Genomic DNA, 23,050 nt, shown 5'->3' on the forward strand with positions numbered 1-23,050 from the left:
GTGCGCCGCGGTCGCAGACTTTAGCGCATGACCGGGGTCCGATCACATTCCGGGACCGCCGGTCCGGCGGCGTACGACACGTCGGAGGCACGCCGGGGCGGCAGCCGGGTTGCGGACCGGTTGTGGCGTAGGGTCGTCACAACCACTCGAAGGATGAGACGAAGACGAGGATGTCGGCCGAAGAACTACCCGCGAACCCCGCCCCGCTCGCCGAGCCGGGCGCCGAGACGGACGCGCAGCCCCAGGGCCTGACGCTCGTGTCGGTGAGTCGCGACGGACGCCGAATGCTCTTCGTCGACGAGGCGGGACGCGAGTTCACCGTCGACATCGACGACCGTCTCCGAGCGGCCCTCCCGGCTGACTCACCTCGCCGATCGGAGCCTCCTGTGACCAACCCACCGAGCAGCAGCCTGCGTCCCCGCGACATCCAGAACCGCATCCGGGCCGGCGAGAGTGCCGAGGACGTGGCCGCGGCAGCGGGCACCACCGTCGACAAGATCATGGCCTTCGCCGGCCCCGTGCTCGCCGAGCGCGAGCACATGGCCGAGCGTGCCCAGAAGGCGTCCGTACGCCGCCGGGCCGGTGACCCGGCCGGGACAGCCCGCACCCTCGGGGAGGCCGTCGTCGCCCACCTCCGGTCCATCGACCTCGAGCCCGACATCGTGTCCTGGGACTCCTGGCGGCGCCCCGACGGCCGGTGGAAGCTGACGGCCGAGTACTCCACGCCCGCGCACGACGGCATCGCCGAGCTCACCTTCGACGTGCAGGGCAACTACGTCGCCCTCGACAACGACGACGCGCGCTGGCTGGTCGGCGACAAGGTCGAGGTGACGTCCGAGGTCACACCGGTCCGCGACGACCTCGAGGTCGCCCGCCAGCGCCGGCAGCAGGTCCCTTCCCCTCCCCCGCCGGCCTCCCCGGCGACCGCTCCGTCGGAGGGTCGCGCCAGCGGCGCGGTGCCGCCCGCCGCGGCTCCCGCGGCCGACGTCTCGCCCGTCGAGACACCCCTCGAGATCGACACCCCGGTCGAGGCCTACCTCTTCGACGACCCCGTCGCCGACCGGAAGCAGCCGGAGCAGGCAGCACCGGCCGAGGAGTCCGTGGCCGAGGAGCCGGCGGCGGCCAAGCCGCGGCGTACGTCTCGTCGCAAGCGGGCATCGGTGCCCAGCTGGGACGAGATCATGTTCGGCGGCGGCAAGTCGGAGTAGGTCCGCTCAGCCGAACGGCAGCGGCTCGGGCGCCAGCGAGACCGCCTTCGCCCGGGCCGCGGTGAGGCGCCGCCGGTGGTGCTGGCGGCAGAGCACCTCGTACGCCACGACGCCGGCCTCCCCGGCCGGCTCGCCCTCGACGTCGCCGACGACGATGACGTCGCCCTCGGTGACCATGATCCCGTCCTCGGTGCGCGCGTTGTGGGTCGCCCGCTTGCCGCACCAGCACAGCGCCTCGACCTGGAGCACCTCGGTCTTGTCCGCCAGCTCGACGAGGCGCGCCGAGCCCGGGAAGAGCCGGGTGCGGAAGTCGGTGAGGATGCCGAAGCAGAAGACGTCGATCTGCAGCTCGTCGACGATCTTGGCGAGCTGGTCGACCTGCTCGGGGGTGTAGAACTGCGCCTCGTCGCAGATGAAGTAGTCGATCCGCGCGCCGTGCGTCAGCGCGTCCACGGTGTAGCGCCAGAAGTCGAAGTCGGCCGCGACCTCGATCGCGTCGTGGACCAGTCCCAGCCGGGAGGTCACGGTGGCCTCGCCACCCCGGTCGTGGGCGGTGAAGATCCGGCCGGCCCGGCCCCGGGCCGCGTGGTTGTGGTTGGTCTGCAGCGCGAGCGTCGACTTGCCCGCGTCCATCGTCCCGGTCCAGAAGGTCAGCTCCGCCACGAGGCGTGATCATTCCACGCCGGTCCGCGGAACAGCGGCCGGGCTACTGGTGGGTCTCGGTGACCTTGAGACCGCTGCTCGACATGGCGCCGGTGATGGTGCCGACCAGCCCGCTGATGGTCGCCAGCGAGGAGAAGTCGCCGCTCCTGAGCCTGGAGCCGAGCCCCGAGACGGCGTTCGAGAGCTTCTGCAGCGGCCCCCCGATCGCGTTGCACAGCGACGGGCTCGCCTTGACGTTGGAGACGGCGTTCTTGGTCAGCTTGGCGATGAGCAGGGACGCCGCTCCGGCCTTGACCAGCGCGAACGTGCGCCCGTCCGCGCCCTTCTGGAACCTCCCCTGCCGGTAGGGCTTCCAGATCCAGTGGTGGAACGACCCGGCGATCAGGCCGACGTCGGCCACGAAGCGGGTCTTCGGGAACGCCTTGGTGTTCTCGGTCGGACAGGTGAGCGTCGTCGCGGAGCCGCTCGGGCTCTCGTCGTCACCGCCGCACGCGACCAGGCCCACGCTCGCCATCAGCACCGCGGCCAGCACCGCGGCCATCCGTCGGATCACGCCGCGATCCTACGGCGGTCAGCTCACCAGGAGCGGGATGAGCATCTCGTCGGGTGTGAGCGAGCCGTGGAGGCCGACGAGGGTGGTCTCGTAGGGGAAGTCGGCGGAGGAGACGACCGCATGGTCGGCGTACGACGCGACGACGACGTCACCGAGGCGCGGAAGGACCGAGGGGCTGACGGTGCCGAACCAGCCGCGCGTGACCGCCTCCGCGCGGGTGAGCACGTCGGCGCGGCCGTCGAGCACCTCGCTCCAGGTGGCGGCCACGTCGGCGACCGCGCCGCGGGCGCAGTAGAGGTGCCGGAAGCGCGCCTCCCCGCCGATCAGCGCCACGCCGTCGCGCAGCTCGAGCCGGTCGTCCACGTCGACGCGATGCTCGGGCGGCGAGTCGATCATGCCGTGGTCGGCGACCACGAGGAGCCGGGTGCCGGTCGGCAGAGCGTCCCGCAGCTGCTCGGCCTCGGCGTCGATCATCGACAGCTGCTGCAGCCACTGCGAGCTGGCGACGCCGTACCTGTGGCCGGTCCAGTCGAGGTCGCCGTCGTACAGGTAGGTCAGGGAGCCCCGCTCGGCCGACAGTGCGAGGGCCGCGGCGATCCGCTCACCGACCCGGTCGGCGCCGAGGTAGTCGGCCCCGCGCTGCGAGGCCACCGTCAGCCCGGAGCCGGCGAACTCCCGCTTGTTGACCACGGTCGCCGCGAGGCCAGCCTCCGTCAGCCGCTGGAAGGCCGTCGGGTGCGGCTGCCACTCGACAGGGTCGACGTCCTTGCTCCACTGCAGCGCGTTGAGCAGGTGGTCGGTGCCGGGGACACGCGAGGTGAAGCCCACCAGGCCGTGGCCGCCGGGGGTGAGCGCCGTGCCGAGCGAGGTGAGGCTGGTGGCCGTGGTGGAGGGTACGCCGGCGGTGGCGGGCTCGTGGTGGTCGAGCAGCGAGGCGAGGAACGGCGCCGCGTGGGCGTAGCGCGCCAGCAGGTTCGCGCCGAGGCCGTCCACGAGGAAGAGGACGTACGACGCCGCCGGCGGCAGCTCGGGCCCGGGCTGCCCGTCGGGCTCGCCCGGGGCGGCCAGCGGCTTGCCGAGCGCACGGGCGATGCCCGGCACCACGTCACCGAGGGAGCGCACGCCGTAGGCCGGCGCGACGAAGTCGCTCACGTGCGGTGGGTGCGGGCGGAGAGCGACTCGGCGAAGGACAGCAGGCGCGTCACCGCGTCGGGTCCGTCGGCGGCCGCCGAGACCCGCAGCGAGAAGTCGTCGGAGGAGAGGACGCCGGTGTAGCCGTGGTCGGCCTCGCAGTTGGGGTCGTTGCACGTCGCCGGCTCGAGGTCGACCCGGCTCACGCCACCCCAGCCGATGGTGAGGACCGACTCGGCGGGTCGGCTCGGCCCCGACGTCGGGTTGGCGATCATCCGCGTGACGACGACCGACGTGACCGAGTCGAGCCGGACGGCCTCGGTGGAGGTCGAGGTGTAGGGCTCCGGGAGCAGGTCGTCGCCGGCGTGCTCGTCGGTGTGGGCGAGGATCAGCCGCGACGGGGTCAGCACCAGCACGGACAGATGGCGACGGACCTCGTCGTGCTCGAACGTCGGCTCGTGGTGGACGAAGAACGACACCACCTGCTCCCCCGCGATCGCGGAGGCGACGCCGTCGGCCACCACCTCGGGGTAGTAGCCGGTGCGGTCGATCTCGGCCCGGAGCTCCAGGCCGCGGTCGAGGTCGTCGGTGCGGGTGCTCATGGGTCAGAGTGTGTCACGGCGTACGTCACATTCCACGGGCGGATCCACAGGCCGCGGCGGGCCGCGCTAGTCCGGCAGGGTGTCGGCCACGGCCGGGTTGAGCCGGCGTACGAACCAGTCCGAGCGGGGGTCGGCGACCGGCTCGACCCGGGCGCTGGCGGTGAGGACGCTGGAGCCCTCGGTGCCGACGAGGACGAGGCTGAGGTCGAGCGAGCTGACCTGCGGCAGGTCGTTCTTGAGCTGGGCGACCCGCAGGATGAGACGCTCGATCTCCTCCACGTCGACGACGTCGCCGCCGCGGTAGCCGAACAGCATCGGCGCCGCCTTGACCTCCCGCACCATCGAGGCCGCGTCGCGCTGCGTCAGCGGCGGGATGCGGTAGACCCGGTCCCCTAGCAGCTCGGTGAGCGGGCCTGCCACCCCGAACGAGACGACCGGCCCGAAGAGCGGGTCCTCCATGCTCCGGATGGTGACGGGTACGCCGGGCGGCGCGGTCTTCTGCACCACGAACCCGCCGGCGTCGGGCGAGACCCGCCCGGCGATGAGCTCCCAGGCGTCGAGCATCTCCTCGGCGTCCTCGATGTTGCGGACCACGTGGGCCTGGTCGGGCCGCTCGCGGACGCTGTCGGCGGTCGACTTCAGCACAACGTCCCAGCCGAGCCGGTCCCCCGCCGCCACCGCCTCCTCGGGGGTCCTGACCGTGTGGGTGCCCCACAGCTCGATGCCGTAGGACGCCAGCAGCCGGACCAGCTCGTCCTGACCCAGGTCGCCGCCGCCGGGTCGCTGGCCGAGCACGTCGTTGACCAGCTGGCGGGCGGCGACCGCGTCGACCTGCTCGGCCGGGAGCGGGGGGCCGTCGGGCGTGCGGAGCCAGACGGCGTACTCGACGACCTTGGCGAGCGCGCGGACGGCGCTCTCGACCGAGGAGTACGACGGCACCGACCCGCGGCCCGCGGTCGACCCCGCGACGTCCGGGACGCGGAGCAGCTCGGGGACGCCCTCGGAGCCGAGGAAGGAGGAGACCAGCGGCTTGTCGGACTGCTCGCCGACCGCGGCGAGCACGTTGGCGATGTCCTCCCCCGTCACGTCGAGCGGCGGGATGTAGACGGCGATGACCGCGTCCACGTCCGGGTCGTCGATGGCGGAGTCGAGCGCGTCCTCGAAGTCCTCGGCGGTCGGCTCGGCCGACAGGGGCACCTGCTTGTTGACGACCAGCCCCACCGAGGCGGCGGCGTCGGCCGCGAGCAGGCCGAGGGCGTCGGAGTTGCCGACGACGGCGACCCTCCGGCCGCGCGGCAGCGGCTGGTGGGCGAGCAGCTGGGCCACGTCGAACATGTCGTCGAGGGTGTCGACCTGGATGATCCCGGCCTGCTTGAACATCGCGTCCACCGCGGCCGGCGGCGCGGAGATCCGGCGTACGGCGTGGCCCATCGGGACGCCCTGGGTGGTGCGGCCGGAGCGTACGGCGACGATCGGCTTGCGCAGGCTGACCCGGCGCGCGATGCGGGAGAACTTGCGCGGGTTCCCGATCGACTCGAGGTACATCATCACGACCTCGGTGGAGTCGTCCTCCTCCCAGTACTGCAGCAGGTCGTTGCCGGAGACGTCCGCGCGGTTGCCCGCCGAGACGAACGTCGAGAGACCGAGGCCGCGGTTGTTGACCTTCTCCAGGATCGCGCTGCCGAGCGCGCCGGACTGGCAGAAGAACCCTGCCCGGCCCCGGGGCGGCATCAGCGGGCTGAGGCTGGCGTTGATCTGCACCGCCGGGTCGGTGTTGATGATCCCGAGCGCGTTCGGGCCGATCAGGCGCAGGCCGTAGCTGCGGCTGAGGTTGACCAGCCGGCGCTGCCGCTGGCGCCCCTCCTCGCCGGTCTCGGCGAACCCGCTCGAGATGACGACGAGCCCGTGCACGCCCTTGGCCGCGCAGTCGAGGACGACGTCCTGCACCGCGTCGGCCGGGACCGCGACGATGGCGACGTCGACGTCGTCGGCGATGTCCTGGACGCTCTTGTACGCCGGCATGCCGCTCACGGCCGCCGTGTTGGGGTTGACCACGTAGACCCGGCCGGCGTAGTCGCCGATGACCAGGTTGCGCACCAGCGCCTGGCCGATCGTCTCCTGGCGCCGCGAGGCGCCGATGACGGCGACGCTGCGCGGGTTGAAGAACCGGTTGATCGAGGCCGCCTCGGCCTCGTGCTCGCGCTTGGCGAGGATCCCGACGGCCGTGTCGGTGACGTCGATCGGGAACTCCAGCGAGATGACGCCGTCCTCGTAGACCGAGGCCACCTTGTAGCCCGCGTCGCGGAAGGTCTGGATCATCCGGCTGTTGTCGGGCAGCACGTCGGCGGTGAACTTCGTGATCCCGCGCTCCCGGCCGGCCTGGGCGAGGTGCTCGAGCAGGATCTGCGCGATGCCGCGGCCCTGGTAGTGGTCCTCCACTAGGAAGGCCACCTCCGCCTCGCCGGGGCGTACGACGTCGTACCTCCCGACGGCGATCATCCGGCCGCGCAGCGTCAGGATGAACGCCACCCGGTCGACGTAGTCGAGCTCGGTGAACCGGTGGACGTCCCTCTCCGACAGCGTGGGCATCGGGGAGAAGAACCGGTAGTACTTCGACTCGTCGGACACGCGCGCGTAGAAGTCGACGAGGAGCTCCTTGTCGTCGGCCGTGATCGGCCTGATGTGGGCGGTCCGGCCGTCGCGCAGCAGGACGTCGGCCTCCCAGTGGCTGGGCCAGGCGATCGGGGCGGGCGCGGTCACATCCGAAATCTACCGGGTCGGGGCGACCCCGACGCCATCGTCCTCGCGTCGTACGCGGTACCGCAGGTGGAGGACCCGGTCGCCCCGGACCACGTCCTCAGGGTCCTCGAGGAGGACCTGGCCGTCGACCGGCCCGAAGTACCGCTTGCCGCGCCCGAAGACGACCGGCACGACGTCCATCGCCACCTCGTCGACCAGCCCCGCGGCGAGCGCCCGGCCGCCCATGTCGCCCGCGGTCACGGCGACCACCCGGTCACCGGCCCGCCGCTTCGCCTCCGCGATCGCGTCGGCCACGTCGTCGAAGAAGGGCACGTCGGCCTCCGGGTGCCACCCCTCGGGCTTCGGACGGTGCGAGACCACGACCAGGTGCTCCCCCGTCGGCGGCCGGGCCTCCCACCCGTTGGTGAGGTCGAAGAGGTGGCGACCCATCACCATCGACCCGATCGCGCTCCAGAACGGCTGCGTGTAGTCGTACGACGCCTGCGAGAGCCGGAACGGCGCGTGCAGGTCCTCGCCGTCGGCGTCGGTGAGCGACCGGTCGCCGTTGAAGTACCACTCGAAGAGGGGCCCCACGTCGTCGTTCTCGTCGGCGATGAACCCGTCGACCGACACCACCGCGTGCATGATCACCCTGCTCATCTCGTGCTCCCTTGTATTCAACTCATCGGTTGACGACACTCCCCGGGGCGCGGCCACACTTTGTCAACCTATTAGTTGAGTACGCCGGTGAGCGGGCGCCGACGGCGTGCCCCGCTCGGATCTGTCGGGGTGATGAGGGGAGAATGCCCGCATGGCACGCGGCACCACCAAGCAGGACCAGCCCGACGACTTCGAGGAGCACATCCTCGACATCGACGTCGGCGACGAGATGCGTACGTCGTTCCTGGAGTACGCCTACTCCGTCATCTACTCCCGCGCGCTCCCCGACGCCCGCGACGGGCTGAAGCCGGTGCAGCGCCGGATCCTCTACACGATGAACGACATGCGCGTGCTCCCCGACCGCGGTCACGTCAAGTGCGCGCGCATCGTCGGCGAGGTCATGGGCCGGCTCCACCCCCACGGCGACGGGGCCATCTACGACGCGCTGGTGCGGATGGCGCAGTCCTGGGCGATGCGGCTGCCGATGGTCGACGGCCACGGCAACTTCGGCTCCCCCGGCGGCGACGACCCGCCGGCGGCCATGCGCTACACCGAGGCGCGGATGGCCCCGCCCGCCGTGGCGATGACCCGCGACATCGACGAGGACACCGTCGAGTTCCGGCCCAACTACGACTCGCGCGAGCTCGAGCCGGCGGTGCTGCCGGCGGCGGTCCCCAACCTGCTGGTCAACGGCGCGTCCGGGATCGCGGTGGGCATGGCGACCAACATGGCGCCGCACAACCTCGTCGAGGTGGTCGCCGCGTGCCGCCACCTCATCACCCACCCGCAGGCGACGCTCGACGACCTGATGCGCTACATCCCCGGCCCCGATCTGCCGACCGGCGGCACGATCGTCGGCCTCGACGGCATCCGGGACGCCTACGAGACCGGCCGCGGCTCGTTCAAGATGCGCGCGACGGCGCGGGTGGAGCCGGTCGGCCGGCGCAAGGGCATCGTCGTCACCGAGCTGCCGTACGCCGTCGGCACCGAGAAGGTGATCGAGCGGATCAAGCAGCTCGTCCAGTCGAAGAAGCTGCAGGGCATCAGCGACGTCAAGGACCTCACCGACCGCGAGAAGGGCCTGCGCCTGGTCATCGAGGTCAAGAACGGCTTCGTGCCGGAGGTGCTGCTCGAGCAGCTGTACCGCCAGACGCCGCTGGAGGACTCCTTCGGCATCAACAACGTGGCGCTCGTCGACGGCCAGCCGCGCACGCTCGGCCTCAAGGAGCTGCTCGAGGTCTTCCTGCAGCACCGCTACGACGTCGTACGCCGGCGCAGCCGCTACCGCCGTGGCAAGGCCGCCGACCGCCTCCACCTCGTCGAGGGCCTCCTCATCGCGATCCTCGACATCGACGAGGTCATCCAGGTGATCCGCTCCTCCGACAACGCCCCGGAGGCCAAGCAGCGGCTGATCGCGGTCTTCGACCTGTCGGAGGCCCAGGCCGAGTACATCCTCGACATGGCGCTGCGCCGGCTGACGAGGTTCTCCAAGATCGAGCTGGAGAAGGAGCAGCAGGAGCTGCAGGCGACGATCGAGTACCTCGACTCGATCCTCGCCGACGACACCCTCCTCAAGAAGGTCGTCTCCGACGAGCTCGCGGAGGTGGCCAAGACCTACGGCACACCACGCCGCACCGTGCTGCTGCAGTCGGCCGGCTCGGCCGCGGTCGAGGCGCAGCGGATGTCCGCCGAGGTGAGCGACGACCCGTGCTTCGCCTTCCTCTCCTCCACCGGCCTGCTGGCGCGTACGTCGACCGACGAGCCGGTCCACACCGGCGATGACCGGGCCAACCACGACGTCATCGTCTCCGCGGTGCGTACGACGGCCCGCGGCGAGATCGGCGTGCTGACCTCGGCCGGGCGGCTGGTGCGCCTCGGCGTCCTCGACCTGCCGGCGATCCCCGGCACGGCCGGCGACCCCAACCTGCAGGGCGGCGTCCCGCTCTCGGCGCTGCTCTCGCTCGACGCCGGCGAGCGCGCGCTCGCGCTCTGCACGCTCGCCACCGACGGGCCCGGCCTCGCGCTCGGCACCCGGCTCGGCACGGTCAAGCGGGTCAACCCCGAGGTCCTCAACAAGGACGACTGGGAGGTCATCCGGCTCGCCGACGGCGACGAGGTGGTCGGCGCGGTCCAGCTCCGGACCGGCCGGGAGGAGCTCTGCTTCGTCACCTCCGACGCGCAGCTGCTCCACTTCCCAGCCGACGCGGTGCGGCCGCAGGGCCGGACCGGTGGCGGCGTCGCCGGCGTACGCCTCGCCGACCGTTCGCGCGTGGTGTTCTTCGGCGCGGTCGACCCGCAGACGCCCGATGGCCACAGCCCGGTGGTGGTGACGGTCTCCGGCTCGTCCTCCGCGCTGCCAGGCACGGAGGCGGGCGCGGTCAAGGTGACGCCGTTCTCGGAGTACCCCGGCAAGGGCCGGGCCACCGGCGGCGTCCGGTGCCACCGCTTCCTCAAGGGCGAGGACACCCTCGTCCTCGCCTGGGCCGGAGTCTCGCCCGCGCGGGCCGCCGCCAACAGCGGCGCACCGGTCGAGCTGCCGCCGGCCGAGGGGCGCCGGGACGGCTCCGGGGTGCCCGCGGCGCAGCCGATCGACGCGGTCGCCGGGCCGGTCGGCGTACTCCTCTCGCTCGGCGCGGAAGACTGACCCATGAGCCACCCGACCCGCGGGGCGACCCGGCCCCGCACGCTCGTCGCGGCCCTCCTGGCCGCGACGGTCCTCGCGCTCGCGGGCTGCGGCGGCTCAGGAGGCGACAGCCTCAGCCCGGAGGACGCCCTGGCCGAGGCGAAGAAGCACCTCGACGACACCAGCGGGGTCCACTTCGCCCTCGCCACCGACGACCTGCCCTCCGGCGTCGAGGCGCTGAAGAAGGCCGACGGCACCCTCACCCGGGCGCCGGCGTTCAAGGGCACGATCACCGTCCCCGTCCTCGGCGTCGAGGCCGACGTCGACGTGGTCGCGGTCGACGGGAAGGTCTACGCCCAGCTGCCCTTCACGGCCGGCTTCCAGGAGATCGACCCCGCCGACTACGGCGTCCCCGACCCCGCGACGCTCCTCGACCCCGACGACGGCATCTCCTCGCTCCTCGACGCGACCGAGGACGTGAAGAAGGGTGACAGCGTCCGCGGCGGCGAGGACAACAAGCAGGTCCTGACGGAGTACGCCGGCACGCTCCCCGGAGACGCCGTCGACAAGGTGCTGCCGGGGGCCACCGGCGACTTCGACGCGACCTACACGATCGACGACGACGGCGAGCTCAGCAAGGCGGTCATCACCGGCCGCTTCAACGGCGCCGACCACGACCCCAACACCTACACCGTCACCGTCGACGACTACGGCACCGACGAGAAGATCACCGCCCCATGACCCTGCGGCGCTCCCGCGCGCTGCTCGGGCTCGCCGCCGTCGCGGTCGCCTTCGCCGCGGCCGACACCTACGTCGTCGTCCTCGCCCTGCCGGACATGATGGCCGGCGTCGGGCTCTCGGTGGAGGAGCTGCAGAAGGCGGCGCCGGTGGTCTCCGGCTTCCTGCTGGGGTACGTCGCCATGCTGCCCCTCATCGGCCGCATCGCCGACCTGCGCGGGCGGCTGCCCGTGCTCGTCGCCGGGCTCGTCGTCTTCGCCGCCGGCTCGCTGGTCACCGCGGCGTCGTACGACCTGGCCTCGATGGTCGTCGGCCGGTTCTTCCAGGGCCTCGGCGGCGGTGCGCTCGTACCAGCCACGCTCGCCCTCGTCGCCGACCTCTACCCCGTCGAGCGGCGCGGCGTACCGCTAGGCATCGTCTCCGCCGTCCAGGAGCTCGGCTCGGTCCTCGGTCCCCTCGGCGGCGCCGTCGTCCTCGCCCTCGCCGACTGGCGGGCGATCTTCCTGGTCAACCTCGTCGTCGGGGCGATCCTCGCGGCGGCCGTCAGGGGCGCCGGAGGAGACGCCGGTCGAGCCGCCGGGCGCGAGCAAGGCGCGCAGCCCCGCCGGCGTGTGCCCGACCCCGTGGCCGTCGTGCTCCTGCTGGTCGCCGTCGCCGCCGCGGCGCTCGTGTTCGCCGAGCCGACGGCGATGATGCGCGACCTGACCTGGGGTCAGCTGTTCATCCCGCAGGTCGGCTCGGGCCGCTGGACCACGCCGCTCGGACTGGTGGCGATCGGCGCCACGGTGCTGTTCCTCCTCCGCTGCGCGACCGCCCGCCGGCCGCTGCTGGACCTGCGCGGCTGGGCGCGCAGCGCGGGCGACGTCGACCTGCTCGGCGCTTTCCTGCTCGCCGTCGCGCTCGGCGGCGTGATCCTCGCCTTCGCGACGGCCGACCCGGCGGTGCAGGTCTTCTCGGCGCAGGGGGTGTGGTACCTCGTCGCCGCGGCCCTCGCCGCCGTCGCCCTGGTCCTCCACCTGCGCCGTGCCGAGCACCCGCTCGTGCCCGCCGGTGCCCTCCGTCGTACGCCGGCGTGGGGCTCGGTCCTCGTCAGCTTCCTGGTCGGCGCGGGGCTGGTGGCCGCGCTCATCGACGTCCCGCTCTTCGCCCGCACCACGGTCTACGGCGACAGCCAGCTGAGGGCCGCGCTGGTGCTGCTGCGGTTCCTCGTGGCGCTGCCGGTCGGCGCGGTCGCGGGCGGCCACCTGACCAGGCGGCTCCCGGCGGGCGCGGTGACCGCCGCGGGGATGGTCCTCGCGGCGGCCGGCTTCGTGCTGATGGCGCGCTGGGACGCCGACAGCCTCACGCACGCCTCGGCGACGGTGCCGCTCGTCGTCGGCGGGCTCGGCTTCGGTCTGGCGCTGGCACCCGTCAACGCGGCGGTCCTCGCCACGACCGAGAGCGGCGTCCACGGCCTCGCCAGCGCCCTCGTCGTCGTCGCCCGGATGGTAGGCATGCTCGTCGGCATCTCGGGCCTCACCACGCTCGGGCTGCGGCGCTACTACGCCGAGCAGGCCGACCTGCCGAGCGTCCGCGACGTCTGCGGGGCGGGCAACGGCCTCTGCGACGCCTACCAGGACCTGCTCCAGCAGGCGGCGATCGCGCAGGAGCACACCGTCTTCACCGGCGCCGCCGTGGCGACGGTCGCCGCCGGCGTACTCGCCCTCGTCCTCTTCCGCGGCGCCCCCACCCGCTCCGTCGACACCGGCGAGGCCCTCGGCGCTGTCGGCTGACCCGCCGACCACCCGCCTGCCCACCCGGCTAACCTCGGGGTATGCCTGACTTCGACGACCTCCTCCGGGCCAACCGCGACTACGCCGCCGACTTCGGGCTGAGCGGCTTCGACGGCATCGCGCACGCCGGCATCGCGATCGTGACCTGCATGGACAGCCGGATCGACCCGCTCGCGATGCTCGGCCTGAAGGCCGGCGACGCGAAGATCTTCCGCAACCCCGGTGGCCGCGTGACGCCCGAGGCGATGGAGGCCCTCGTCCTCGGCGCCCACCTGCTCAACGTCTCCCGCATCCTCATCGTCCCGCACACCCGCTGCGCGGTCGCGAGCAACACCGAGGCCGAGCTCAAGGCCCGGATCGGCGAGTCCGCCGGCCAGGACGCGGCGTGGATGCCGCTCCCGGTGGTCGACGACCAGGCTCGCGCGCTCACCGAGGACGTCCACAAGGTCCGCTCGCACCCCCTCATCCCCGAGGAGGTGCTCGTCGGCGGCTTCCTGTACGACGTCGACACGGGCCTGCTCAAGCAGGTCATCTGACGGTCCCGTTCAGGGACGCGGCCGCCAGCGCTTCCAGAGCGCCTCCGCCTCCGCACGGACCTTGCCGTCCCACTCGAGGCGTACGCCGGCGGTGATCCGCCCCTCGTCGGCCTCGAGCGTCTCCGCGACCAGGGTGACCCGGTGCCGCAGCGGCGCCGGCCGCCGGTAGCGCACCTCGATCCCCGCGGTCACGTAGGCCAGGTCCTGCCCGTCGGCGGGCAGCCAGCCGTTGGCGTACGCGGTGTGGTGGACCGCCGCCGCGCTGTGGCAGTCGAGCAGCGTCGCGATGATCCCGCCGTTGAGGAAGCCGCCGCCGTTGTCGTGCTCCGGCCACGGCGTGAACTCCGCGGTCACGGTCCCGTCGAGCTGCGGGTAGCTCTTCAGCCGCAGCCCCCGCTCGTTGGCCGGTCCGCAGCCGAAGCAGGTCATCGTCGGCCACCACCGGTCCTGCAGTGCCTGTGTGCGCACGCCGCGGGCTCGCCGGTCAGTCGACGAGCTCGGCGCCGGCGTACACGTTGAGATCGCCCTTGCGCACCATCCCGGCCAGCAGGAGGCCGTGCTCGCGGGCGAGGTCGACGGCGAGCGAGGACGGCGCCGACACCGCGACGACCCCGGCCACGCCCGCGGCCACGGCCTTCTGCACGATCTCGAACGACACACGCCCGCTGACGACGAGCAGGTGGTCGGTGGCGGGCAGCAGCCCGTCGAGCAGCGCCCGTCCGACGACCTTGTCGACCGCGTTGTGCCTGCCCACGTCCTCGTAGGCCGCGACCAGCGACCCGTCGGCCCGGGCGAGCGCGGCGGCGTGCACGCCACCGGTCTTGTCGAACGCCCGCTGCCGCCCGCGGAGCGCATCCGGCAGCCCGGCGACGACGTCGCGGTCCACCGTCCAGCCGGGGCTGTGCGGCTCGGCGCGGCGCAGCGGCGCCAGGTCGAGGACGTCGGCGGAGCAGACACCGCAGGCCGCGGAGGTCACGAACGCGCGCGGCCGCGGCGGCGTCACGCCCGGCGCGAGCGTCATGTGGACGCGGTCGGTGTCGTCCTCGCGACAGCCGCGCAGCTGCACGATGTCGTCCGGCCGGCGTACGCCCGACTCGACGGTCAGCCACCCGGCGGCGAGCTCGACGTCGTGGCCGGGGGTCCGCATCAGCGTCGCCACCGCCTCGCCGTCGAGGCCGAGCACCAGCGGCGCCTCGACGGCCAGGTCGTCGGGCGCGCTCACCCCACGGCGCACGATCGCGCGGCGGGTCGTCATCACGGCCATGCTGCGACTCTAGCCCGCTCCCGTGAGCGGGAGCCCTCGCTCAGCCGACTGCTGCCTGTTCGTCTAGGTATGCAGCCGAACGCTCACTCCCCTGGCGGAGCTCCGCGCGGGAAGTGACCACTTCCCTGCATACCTAGACGAACAGCCACCAGACCCGCCCGGCCCGAATCAGTCGCCGAACAGCGTCCGCAACGAGCGGTCGACCAGCGCGCCCTCGAGGCGCCCGCCGCGCCAGGCCTCCGCGAGGGAGTCGACGGTGCCGAGCGACTCGAGCCGGTCGACGAGGGCGTCGGCGGCCGCGGTCGCCTCGGCGGCGGCGGCCGGCCGCGGGTCGAGGGGTACGTCGACCAGGAGCGGGCAGTCGACAGCCCCGCCCTCGGGCTCGGGCTGCTCGAGGACCGGCAGCCACGCGCCGGCCTCGAACCGCAGCGGAGCGGTCGGCCCGGGGCCGTCGCTGCGCAGGTCGACGTACCACGTCACCTCGGGCGCCACCAGCCGCCAGTGCCCCTTGCGGAGGGGCACCTTGCGGGCCTTGAACGCCTTGGCGACAGCGGCGCGAGCCGCCTTCTGGTCCATGCGTGCCCCGGACTAGAAGTCCAGGTCCTCCTCGGAGAGCTGGCTTCCGCCAGCGACCAGGAACTCCTTGCGCGGCGCCACGTCGGAGCCCATCAGCAGCTCGAACACCTGCGCCGCGGCGTCGGCGTCGTCGACGGTCAGCCGGCGGAGCGTACGCCGGCGCGGGTCCATCGTGGTCTCGGCCAGCTGGTCGGCGTCCATCTCGCCGAGGCCCTTGTAGCGCTGGACGGGGTCCTTCCAGCCGACGTTCTTCTTCTTGAGCTCGGCCAGCTTCCGCTGCAGCTCGTCGTCGGAGTAGGTGTAGATGTACTTCTCCATCCCCTTCTTGGGGTTCGAGAGCTCGATCCGGTGCAGCGGCGGCACCGCGGTGTAGACCCGGCCCTCGCTGATGAGGCCGGGCATGTACTTGAAGAACAGCGTGGCGAGCAGGGTCCGGATGTGGGACCCGTCGGCGTCGGCGTCGGCCATGAAGATGATCTTGCTGTAGCGCGCGGCGTCGAGGTCGAAGGTCCGCCCGGTGCCGGTGCCGACGACCTGGATGATCGAGGCGCACTCGGCGTTCTTGAGCATGTCGCCGACCGACGCCTTCTGGACGTTGAGGATCTTGCCGCGGATCGGCAGGAGCGCCTGGTACTCCGAGTCGCGCGCCAGCTTCGCGGTGCCGAGCGCGGAGTCGCCCTCGACGATGAACAGCTCGGCGCGGTCGTCGGTCGTCCGGCAGTCGGCCAGCTTCGCGGGCAGCGCGGAGGACTCGAGGGCGCTCTTGCGGCGCTGGTTCTCCTTCTGCTGCCGCAGCGTCAGCCGGGTCCGGGAGGCGGCGTACACCTTCTCCATGACCAGCTTGGCCTGCTGCTTCTGGGCGCCGCGGGAGGCGGTGAGGAACCTCTTCAGCTCCGCCGCGACCACCCGGCGCACGACCGTCCGCGCGGCCGGGGTGCCGAGGATCTCCTTGGTCTGCCCCTCGAACTGAGGCTCGGCCAGGCGCACCGCCACGACGGCGGTCAGCCCCTCCATGACGTCGTCCTTGATGACGTCGGCGTCGTTGACCTTGAGGACCTTCGTGGCCTTCATCGCGTCGTTGAAGGTGCGGGTGACCGCCTGCTCGAACCCGCTCACGTGGGTGCCGCCCTTGGGCGTGGCGATGACGTTGACGAAGGAGCGGATCTCGGTGTCGTAGCCGCTCCCCCAGCGCACCGCGACGTCGACCTCCAGCCGCCGCTCGACGTCCTGCGGGGTCATGTGGCCCTGCTCGTCGAGCATGGGCACCGTCTCGGTGAAGGCGTCGGAGCCCTGCAGCCGGAGCACGTCGGTGACCGGCTCGTCGTGGGCGAGGAAGTCGACGAACTCCGCGATGCCGCCGTCGTGGCGGAACTTCTCCTCCACGGGCGTGTCGCCGCGCAGGTCGCGGATCACGATCTCGAGGCCCGGGACGATGAAGGACGTCTGCCGGGCCCGCCCGAGGAGACCCTCGAGCACGAAGTCGGCGTCCTTGGTGAAGATCTGCCGGTCCGGCCAGAACCGGATGTGGGTGCCGTGCTTCGTCTTGCCGACCTTCGGGCCCTTGCGGGTCAGCCCCGACTTGGGCGTGAAGGCGGCGGTCGGCCCGTCGCCGTCGAACACGCCCGGGATCCCCCGCTGGAACGAGATCCCCTGCTGCGCCGGCGAGCGGTCGACGTCGATGTCCATCCGCGCGGAGAGCGCGTTGACCACCGAGAGCCCGACGCCGTGGAGGCCGCCGGTGGCGACGTACGACGTACCGCCGAACTTGCCGCCCGCGTGCAGCTTCGTCGCCACGACCTCGACGCCCGGAAGCCCCGTCTTCGGCTCGTTGTCGGTCGGGATGCCGCGACCGTCGTCGTGCACCTCGACCGAGCCGTCGCGGTGCAGCGTCACCTCGACCCGGCTCGCGACGCCGGCGAGCGCCTCGTCCACGCCGTTGTCGATGATCTCCCACAGGCAGTGCATGAGGCCGCGCGTGTCGGTCGACCCGATGTACATGCCCGGGCGCTTGCGGACCGCCTCCAGGCCCTCGAGGACGAGGAGGTGTGCTGCGTTGTAGGTGTGGTCGGCGATGACGGGCTCCCTGACGTACGGGCTGGCTGGTGGCGCGCTGCCGCGCCGTGCTGCTGGGCAGAAATCTACCCGCGACACGCCGCGCATCCGACGACGCCACGCCTCCGGACGCGTCGGGCTTACCTTGACTTCCAAGGCAGGGACGTCACGGAGCGGAAACGATCGGTGACCGGAATTGATGACCGGTTCACGGAATCGCAACCGCGATCGCGACGAGAGCGTCAGACTGATGTTCCGGACAGAGCGGTCCGGGGCTTGGTGTCACCGAATCCCGGGTACGGGGAACGACAAGTCCATGATTGGATTGAGGTGATCGGGACCACGATCCCTCGGGAATCTGCGGATCCTCGCGTACGTTCTCCCGACACCGGAAGATCAAGAAATGAGGCCGATGTGACCACTGCCGTTGCCAGCAGCTCTCCGCTGACCGCTGCGGACCGCTGTGACCGTTGCGGAGCCCAGGCCTACCTTCGCGTGGAGCTCCAGTCCGGCGGCGAGCTGCTCTTCTGCGCTCACCACGCCCGTGAGCACGGAGACAAGCTCAAGGAGATCGCGGTGAACGTCATCGACGAGACCCACAAGCTGACCGAGACACCGACCATCGCTCCCGACGACGAGCACTGAGCCCCCCAGACCACTCAACCGAGCGGCCCCGGACGTTTGCGTCCGGGGCCGCTCGCGTCTCTACGTCACGGATGCCGGCCCTAGGGTGTCCGCCGTGAGCGGAGTCGAGCTGCTGGTCGCCCTCGTCATCGCCTTCGGCCTAGCGGGGATCCTGGTCCCGATCCTGCCGGGGGGCTCGCTCGCGGTGGGCGGCGGGATCCTCGCGTGGGCGGTGTGGAAGGGCGAGGCGGCCGCCTGGGTCGTCCTCTCCGTCGCCGTCGTGCTGCTCGCCGCCGGGGTCATCACCAAGTACGCCGTCCCCGGCCGCCGCCTCAAGGACGCCGGCGTGCCGTTCCGCACCCAGCTCGTCGGCGCCGTGCTCGCGATCGTCGGCTTCTTCGTCATCCCCGTCGTCGGGATCGCGGTCGGCTTCGTCGCGGGCGTCTACCTCGCCGAGCTGGCCCGGCTGCACGCCGCCGGCACGGCGTGGGCCTCCACGAAGCACGCACTGCGGGCCGTGGGGCTCTCGATCCTGATCGAGCTCGTCGCCGGCGTACTCGCCACGGTGACGTGGGTCGTGGGCCTCGTCCTGACCTGAGAGGTCCTAGGGTGGACCGCGTGAGCCCACGCGCCCAGCTCGAGGCCCAGACCACCGAGGGCATCGGCAAGCTCATCGGCCTGCGCGTCGTGGCCGTGCTCACCCTGGCGGCCGGCACCTGGTACGTCACCTGGCGGTGGGTCTGGTCGGTCAACTGGCACAACTGGTGGATCGCGGTCCCACTGGTGGTCGCGGAGACCTACTCCCTCGTCGACGGCTATCTCTTCGCCATCACGATCTGGCGGATGAAGCGCCGCGGGGATCCCCCGCCGCCGCCCGAGGACGCCACGGCGGACGTGCTGATCACCACCTACAACGAGCCCGTCGACCTGGTCATGACGACCGCCCGCGCCGCGCTGGCGATCGACTTCCCGCACCAGACCTACATCCTCGACGACGGCAACCGGCCCGAGATGCGCGCAGCCGCGGAGGCGGCCGGGGTCGGCTATCTCACCCGCGGCCGGGAGTGGGAGGGGCACGCCCGCCACGCGAAGGCCGGCAACCTGAACAACGCCCTCTTCCAGACGTACGGCGAGTTCATCCTCATCCTCGACGCCGACCAGATCCCCAAGCGGCAGATCCTGGACCGCACGCTCGGCTGGTTCCGCGACCCCGACATGGCGCTGGTGCAGACGCCGCAGTGGTTCAGCAACGTCACCGACTCCGACCCGCTGGGCAGCCAGGCGCCGCTCTTCTACGGCCCGATCCAGCAGGGCAAGGACGGCTGGAACGCCGCCTTCTTCTGCGGCTCCAACGCCGTCATCCGGCGCGAGGCGCTGATGCGGCTCGGCATCCAGGAGTACGTCGCCGAGGTGGACGCCGCCGTACGCACCGCGCTGCGGACCTCGGGCCGGATCCTCGACCGTGCCCGGCGGCAGATCCGCAAGGTGGACCCCTCCGCCGCCTCCGCGGTAGCCGACGTACGCCGCGGGGTCGAGACCGCGCTGCGCCGGCTCGACGCCGGCGAACCGGTCGCCGACGTCACCTACGACGTCCAGGAGACGGTGCGTGCGGCGAGCCGCGAGGTCGTCTCCGACGATCTGGCCGGGATCCGCAGAGACCTCGCCGACATCGGCGTGGACCTCGCCGAGGACGTCGGTTTCGAGACCGACCCCGAGACCGGGATCCCGCTGGCCCAGGACGAGATCCTCGACGAGCTGACCACCCGCGACTTCAGCCCCCTCGGGGCGCTGGAGGCCGTCGGGCGCATCATGCGGTCCGTCGACGTGACCCGCGGGGAGGAGGCCCAGCCGGTCATGCCGATGGCCACCGTCTCCGTCACCGAGGACATGGCCACCTGCATGCGGCTGCACGCCGCCGGCTGGAAGTCGGCGTTCTATCACGAGATCCTCGCCACCGGGCTCGCGCCCGAGGACCTCGGCACGATGCTCAAGCAGCGGCTCCGGTGGGCACAGGGCACGCTGCAGGTGCTCCTCAAGGAGAGCCCGCTCACGAAGAAGGGTCTGAAGTCCGGGCAGCGGCTGATGTACTTCGCCACGATGTGGAGCTACCTCGCCGGCTTCGCGGCGCTGGCGTTCCTGCTCGCCCCTGTCTTCTACCTGCTCTTCGACGCGCTGCCGGTGCACGCCTGGGGCCTGACCTTCCTGACATTCTTCACGCCGTACTTCCTGCTCAACCAGCTGCTCTTCTTCATCGTCGGGTACGGCGTGAAGACCTGGCGCGGCCACCAGTACTCCCTCGCCCTGTTCCCGATCTGGATCAAGGCGTGCGTCACGGCGGCCGCCAACGTGTGGTTCGGCCGCGACCTCGGCTTCATCGTCACGCCCAAGGTCCGCGAGGGCGGGCGGCAGCGGTTCCCGTTCCGGCTGATCTGGCCGCAGCTGACGATCATGGTGGTGCTCGTTGCCTCCGTGATCGTCGGCGTGGTGAAGTTGTGGACCGGATCGGCGCTGACCGTGATCGGGGTCGGCGTCAACACGGCCTGGGTGGCCTACGACGTCGTGGTGCTCAGCGTGATCATCGAGGCGGCGCTCTACCGACCCCCCGAGCCGGACCAGCAGGCCGGCACCGTCCCGCAGGAGGCAAGGACCTAGATGGACATCGTCTCGACCGGTCGCGGCCGGATGGCCGTGCTGAGCGCCTCGGGAAGGCTGAACATGGTCGCGGCCCCGCAGCTGAAGAAGGCGGTCGACGAGGCGGTGGCCGGCGGGCACCCGAGGATCGTGGTCGACCTCAGCGCCGTCGACTTCATCGACTCCTCCGGCCTCGGCGCCCTGATCGGCGGCCTGAAGTCGGCGCGGCAGGCGTCGGGCGACCTGCGGATCTCCGGCGCCGGCGAGCAGGTCCGCACCGTCCTCGGCCTCACCAACCTCGACCGGATCCTTAAGCCCTACGCAGACATCGAGGAGGCCAGCCATGGCTGGTGACTACGTCTTGGACGGTTTCGCGGTGCCCGACGAGCTCGACAAGCTGCACGCCCTCCTCACCCGCGCCGGAGAGGAGCACCCCGACGTGTCCGCGAGCGACCTCATGCTCTTCGAGACCGCCGTGACCGAGGTCGCCAACAACGTCATCGAGCACGGCGTGCCGACCGGCGGCGTGCACTGGACCTTCACCCTGGACGTCGACCCGGGGGAGCTGCAGGCGGTGCTGCGCGAGAACGGCCAGGCGTTCACCGGCGACCTGCACGGCGCGATGCCCGACGACCCGCTCTCGGAGTCGGGCCGCGGACTCCCGCTCGCCGACACGGTGCTCGACGAGCTCGAGTACGTCCGTGACGGCTCCGACAACGTGTGGAGGATGGTCCGCCGGCGCACCGGGGGCGAGTGATGACCTCCGGAGACCTCGGCTCCGACCTCGAGGCGGGCCGCGAGCTCCAGCGCCACCTGCTCCCCCGGCCGCTGGCCGACCTCGGTGACTGGGACCTCGCCGGCGACTGTGTCCAGGCGGGCGCCGTCGGCGGGGACCTCTTCGACTGGCAGCGGCTCGGCGAGAAGGTGCAGGTGGTCGTCGCCGACGTGATGGGCAAGGGGCTGCCGGCCGCGATGCTCTCGACCGTCGTCCGCGCGATGATCCGCGGCGCCTCGCCGTACCACAACCCTGCCGACGTGCTCCGCCGCGTCGCCGTCGACCTCGCCGACGACCTGACCGAGGTCGGCCGCTTCATCACGGTGTTCGCGATGCGGTTCCAGCCCGGCTCCGACACCGTCGAGTACGTCGACGCCGGCCACGGCATGGCCTTCGTCGTCTCCCCCGGCCGCGGGGGCCGCCGACTGGCCTCGGAGGGGCTCCCGGTCGGCACCCTGCCCGACGACTCGTGGCGCATGCACTCCACGACGGTGCACCCGGGCGACGCGGTGGTCGCGATCAGCGACGGCCTCCACGACGCCGTCGGCGGCCTGGAGCCGGTGATCGCGACGGCCGATGAGGAGCTCGCCTCCGGTGCCGACGCCGCCTCGCTCGTCGCGACGCTGACCAGGCTCGCGCGGGAGGCGGACAGCGACATCGTCGACGACGTGACCGTCGTGGTCGCCCGGAGGCTCGCCGGATGATCCGCCCCCAGCGGAGGCTCGCCGCGCTCGCGGCGATCGTCCTCACGGCGGCCCTGGGCGCGTGCAGCATCAGGCTCTCCGGCCCTCCCGGCGACACCGAGTGGGTGGACCCGTGCCCCTCGCCGGCCACCGACCTCGAGCCGCCCGACCACGGCGTGTGGCTGGGCGCGTCACTCCAGTGGAGCGACGAGACCGCCAAGGAGTACGCCGACCGGCTCGGCCACGATCCCGCCGTCCTGGTCACCTTCGCCGACCTGCCGCTGACCGGGAACGACCGGCACCTGCTGGACCAGGCGATGTTCCAGGCCCGCGGGGTCGGCGCGATGCTGCTGGTCACCCTCGAGCCGCAGGACGGCCTGGCGTCGGTCACGGACACCGTGATCAAGAGCGTCGTCTCGCTGGTCGACTCCTACGACCGGCAGGGCGTGCCGGTCCTGGTCCGCTTCGCCCACGAGATGAACGGATCCTGGTACGCCTGGGGGCAGGACCCGGCGGCGTACGTCCGGACCTTCCGGAGGCTCGCCGACGCCGTGCACTCCGGTGCGCCGGGGGCGGCGATGCTGTGGGCGCCGAACTACGGCGGCGGCTACCCGTTCGCCGGCGGGGAGTACTCCGCCAAGCCGGGGACGAGGGCCTTCCGGCTGCTCGACACCAACCACAACGGGCGGCTGGACCGCAGGGACGACTCCTACGCGCCGTACTGGCCCGGGAAGGACTACGTCGACTGGGTCGGCATGTCGGTCTACCACTGGGGACTGCGCTACCCGTGGGGCGAGAACGAGCTGCCCGAGGCGGGCAAGTTCGTCGGGATGCTCCGCGGCACCTACGCCGGCTGGCACGGGCAGGACCTGCCGACGCCGGACTTCTACGCCGAGTACGCCGAACGCTACGACCTCCCGCTCGCCGTCACCGAGACGGCCGCTCTCTACGTCCCCGGCAACGGCGGGGCCGACGAGCTCGACCTGAAGAGCCGGTGGTGGGACCAGGTCTACGCCGCCGACCTGCCCGAGGAGCTGCCGCAGCTGAAGATGATCAACTGGTTCGAGCAGAAGAAGCAGGAGGTCGAGGTCCACGACGTCGTCGACTGGGCGGCGACCCGGAGTGACGCCGTCCGCGACCGGTACGTCGACGCCCTCCCCGCGTGGGCGCGCTGGGGCGACGACGTGCCCCACTGCACCGACTGACGCAGCGCCCCGACC

At 72.0% G+C, this 23,050-nt stretch carries 22 protein-coding genes; 12 read left to right on the forward strand and 10 right to left on the reverse strand.

Features of this window, described 5'->3' with window-relative positions; all coding sequences use genetic code 11:
* Positions 1-170 precede the first annotated feature (170 nt).
* Positions 171-1,208: a septation protein SepH gene (gene sepH, locus ABLE53_RS00330; protein WP_348856524.1), complete on the forward strand. Its 1,038-nt coding sequence runs from the start codon at positions 171-173 to the stop codon at positions 1,206-1,208.
* 6 nt (positions 1,209-1,214) lie between these two features.
* Here the strand turns inward: sepH and ABLE53_RS00335 are convergent, their stop codons facing one another.
* From ABLE53_RS00335 to ABLE53_RS00360, 6 genes are all read right to left on the reverse strand, one after another.
* Positions 1,215-1,871, reverse strand: a complete 657-nt coding sequence (locus ABLE53_RS00335; protein WP_348856525.1) for a thymidine kinase — start codon at positions 1,869-1,871, stop codon at positions 1,215-1,217.
* A gap of 43 nt (positions 1,872-1,914) precedes the next feature.
* Positions 1,915-2,424: a hypothetical protein gene (locus tag ABLE53_RS00340; RefSeq protein WP_348856526.1), complete on the reverse strand. Its 510-nt coding sequence runs from the start codon at positions 2,422-2,424 to the stop codon at positions 1,915-1,917.
* 18 nt (positions 2,425-2,442) lie between these two features.
* The gene (locus ABLE53_RS00345; RefSeq protein WP_348856528.1) at positions 2,443-3,576 is read right to left on the reverse strand and encodes an alkaline phosphatase family protein; all 1,134 of its coding nucleotides are present in this window, start codon (positions 3,574-3,576) and stop codon (positions 2,443-2,445) included.
* On the reverse strand, positions 3,573-4,157 hold the full coding sequence (locus ABLE53_RS00350; protein WP_348856529.1) for a DUF5998 family protein: 585 nt from the start codon (positions 4,155-4,157) through the stop codon (positions 3,573-3,575). Before ABLE53_RS00350 ends, ABLE53_RS00345 begins: the two co-directional genes overlap by 4 nt.
* A gap of 66 nt (positions 4,158-4,223) precedes the next feature.
* Entirely contained in the window at positions 4,224-6,917 is a 2,694-nt protein-coding gene (locus ABLE53_RS00355; RefSeq protein WP_348856530.1) for a bifunctional acetate--CoA ligase family protein/GNAT family N-acetyltransferase, read from the reverse strand.
* A 9-nt stretch (positions 6,918-6,926) separates the two neighbouring features.
* Positions 6,927-7,556, reverse strand: a complete 630-nt coding sequence (locus ABLE53_RS00360) for a dihydrofolate reductase family protein (RefSeq protein ID WP_348856531.1) — start codon at positions 7,554-7,556, stop codon at positions 6,927-6,929.
* Positions 7,557-7,707: 151 nt separating this feature from the next.
* Here ABLE53_RS00360 and ABLE53_RS00365 point away from each other — a divergent pair, with 151 nt between their 5' ends.
* Genes ABLE53_RS00365 through ABLE53_RS00380 form a run of 4 tightly spaced genes read left to right on the forward strand, consistent with a single transcriptional unit; the run spans position 7,708 to position 13,225 of the window.
* Positions 7,708-10,200 carry a DNA gyrase/topoisomerase IV subunit A gene (locus tag ABLE53_RS00365; protein ID WP_348856532.1) on the forward strand — a complete coding sequence of 831 codons (2,493 nt, stop codon included), beginning with the start codon at positions 7,708-7,710 and terminating at the stop codon, positions 10,198-10,200.
* A gap of 3 nt (positions 10,201-10,203) precedes the next feature.
* Positions 10,204-10,920, forward strand: coding sequence for an LppX_LprAFG lipoprotein (locus tag ABLE53_RS00370; protein WP_348856533.1), 717 nt, complete (start codon positions 10,204-10,206; stop codon positions 10,918-10,920).
* Complete coding sequence (locus tag ABLE53_RS00375; RefSeq protein ID WP_348856534.1) at positions 10,917-12,689, forward strand: MFS transporter; 1,773 nt, start codon at positions 10,917-10,919, stop codon at positions 12,687-12,689. Before ABLE53_RS00370 ends, ABLE53_RS00375 begins: the two co-directional genes overlap by 4 nt.
* 41 nt (positions 12,690-12,730) lie before the next feature.
* A complete protein-coding gene (locus ABLE53_RS00380) occupies positions 12,731-13,225 on the forward strand; it encodes a beta-class carbonic anhydrase (protein ID WP_348856536.1) in 495 nt (164 codons plus the stop codon).
* Between the two features lie 9 nt (positions 13,226-13,234).
* Here ABLE53_RS00380 and ABLE53_RS00385 read toward each other — a convergent pair whose 3' ends face one another.
* From ABLE53_RS00385 to ABLE53_RS00400, 4 genes are all read right to left on the reverse strand, one after another.
* Positions 13,235-13,693: a PaaI family thioesterase gene (locus tag ABLE53_RS00385; RefSeq protein WP_348856537.1), complete on the reverse strand. Its 459-nt coding sequence runs from the start codon at positions 13,691-13,693 to the stop codon at positions 13,235-13,237.
* A gap of 16 nt (positions 13,694-13,709) precedes the next feature.
* Positions 13,710-14,489, reverse strand: a complete 780-nt coding sequence (gene fdhD / locus ABLE53_RS00390; RefSeq protein ID WP_348856538.1) for a formate dehydrogenase accessory sulfurtransferase FdhD — start codon at positions 14,487-14,489, stop codon at positions 13,710-13,712.
* 168 nt (positions 14,490-14,657) lie between these two features.
* Positions 14,658-15,065 carry a hypothetical protein gene (locus ABLE53_RS00395; protein WP_348856539.1) on the reverse strand — a complete coding sequence of 136 codons (408 nt, stop codon included), beginning with the start codon at positions 15,063-15,065 and terminating at the stop codon, positions 14,658-14,660.
* 12 nt (positions 15,066-15,077) lie between these two features.
* Positions 15,078-17,138: a DNA gyrase/topoisomerase IV subunit B gene (locus ABLE53_RS00400; protein ID WP_484555209.1), complete on the reverse strand. Its 2,061-nt coding sequence runs from the start codon at positions 17,136-17,138 to the stop codon at positions 15,078-15,080.
* Positions 17,139-17,531: 393 nt separating this feature from the next.
* Between ABLE53_RS00400 and ABLE53_RS00405 the strand changes: the two genes are divergently transcribed.
* The 7 genes from ABLE53_RS00405 (at position 17,532) to ABLE53_RS00435 (ending at position 23,035) form a co-directional block, all read left to right on the forward strand.
* Entirely contained in the window at positions 17,532-17,762 is a 231-nt protein-coding gene (locus ABLE53_RS00405) for a DUF7455 domain-containing protein (protein ID WP_348856540.1), read from the forward strand.
* A gap of 94 nt (positions 17,763-17,856) precedes the next feature.
* On the forward strand, positions 17,857-18,339 hold the full coding sequence (locus ABLE53_RS00410; protein WP_348856541.1) for a DUF456 domain-containing protein: 483 nt from the start codon (positions 17,857-17,859) through the stop codon (positions 18,337-18,339).
* A 20-nt stretch (positions 18,340-18,359) separates the two neighbouring features.
* The gene (locus ABLE53_RS00415; protein WP_348856543.1) at positions 18,360-20,393 is read left to right on the forward strand and encodes a glycosyltransferase family 2 protein; all 2,034 of its coding nucleotides are present in this window, start codon (positions 18,360-18,362) and stop codon (positions 20,391-20,393) included.
* Complete coding sequence (locus tag ABLE53_RS00420) at positions 20,394-20,726, forward strand: STAS domain-containing protein (RefSeq protein ID WP_348856544.1); 333 nt, start codon at positions 20,394-20,396, stop codon at positions 20,724-20,726. It abuts the gene before it with no gap.
* The gene (locus ABLE53_RS00425; RefSeq protein ID WP_348856545.1) at positions 20,716-21,129 is read left to right on the forward strand and encodes an ATP-binding protein; all 414 of its coding nucleotides are present in this window, start codon (positions 20,716-20,718) and stop codon (positions 21,127-21,129) included. The genes ABLE53_RS00420 and ABLE53_RS00425 overlap by 11 nt, the downstream gene beginning before the upstream one ends.
* The gene (locus ABLE53_RS00430) at positions 21,129-21,851 is read left to right on the forward strand and encodes a PP2C family protein-serine/threonine phosphatase (protein ID WP_348856546.1); all 723 of its coding nucleotides are present in this window, start codon (positions 21,129-21,131) and stop codon (positions 21,849-21,851) included. Before ABLE53_RS00425 ends, ABLE53_RS00430 begins: the two co-directional genes overlap by 1 nt.
* Positions 21,848-23,035 carry a glycoside hydrolase family 26 protein gene (locus ABLE53_RS00435; RefSeq protein ID WP_348856547.1) on the forward strand — a complete coding sequence of 396 codons (1,188 nt, stop codon included), beginning with the start codon at positions 21,848-21,850 and terminating at the stop codon, positions 23,033-23,035. The genes ABLE53_RS00430 and ABLE53_RS00435 overlap by 4 nt, the downstream gene beginning before the upstream one ends.
* The last annotated feature ends 15 nt before the right edge of the window (positions 23,036-23,050 follow it).

The organism is Nocardioides asiaticus (assembly GCF_040049175.1).
GTDB lineage: Bacteria > Actinomycetota > Actinomycetes > Propionibacteriales > Nocardioidaceae > Nocardioides > Nocardioides cheoyonin.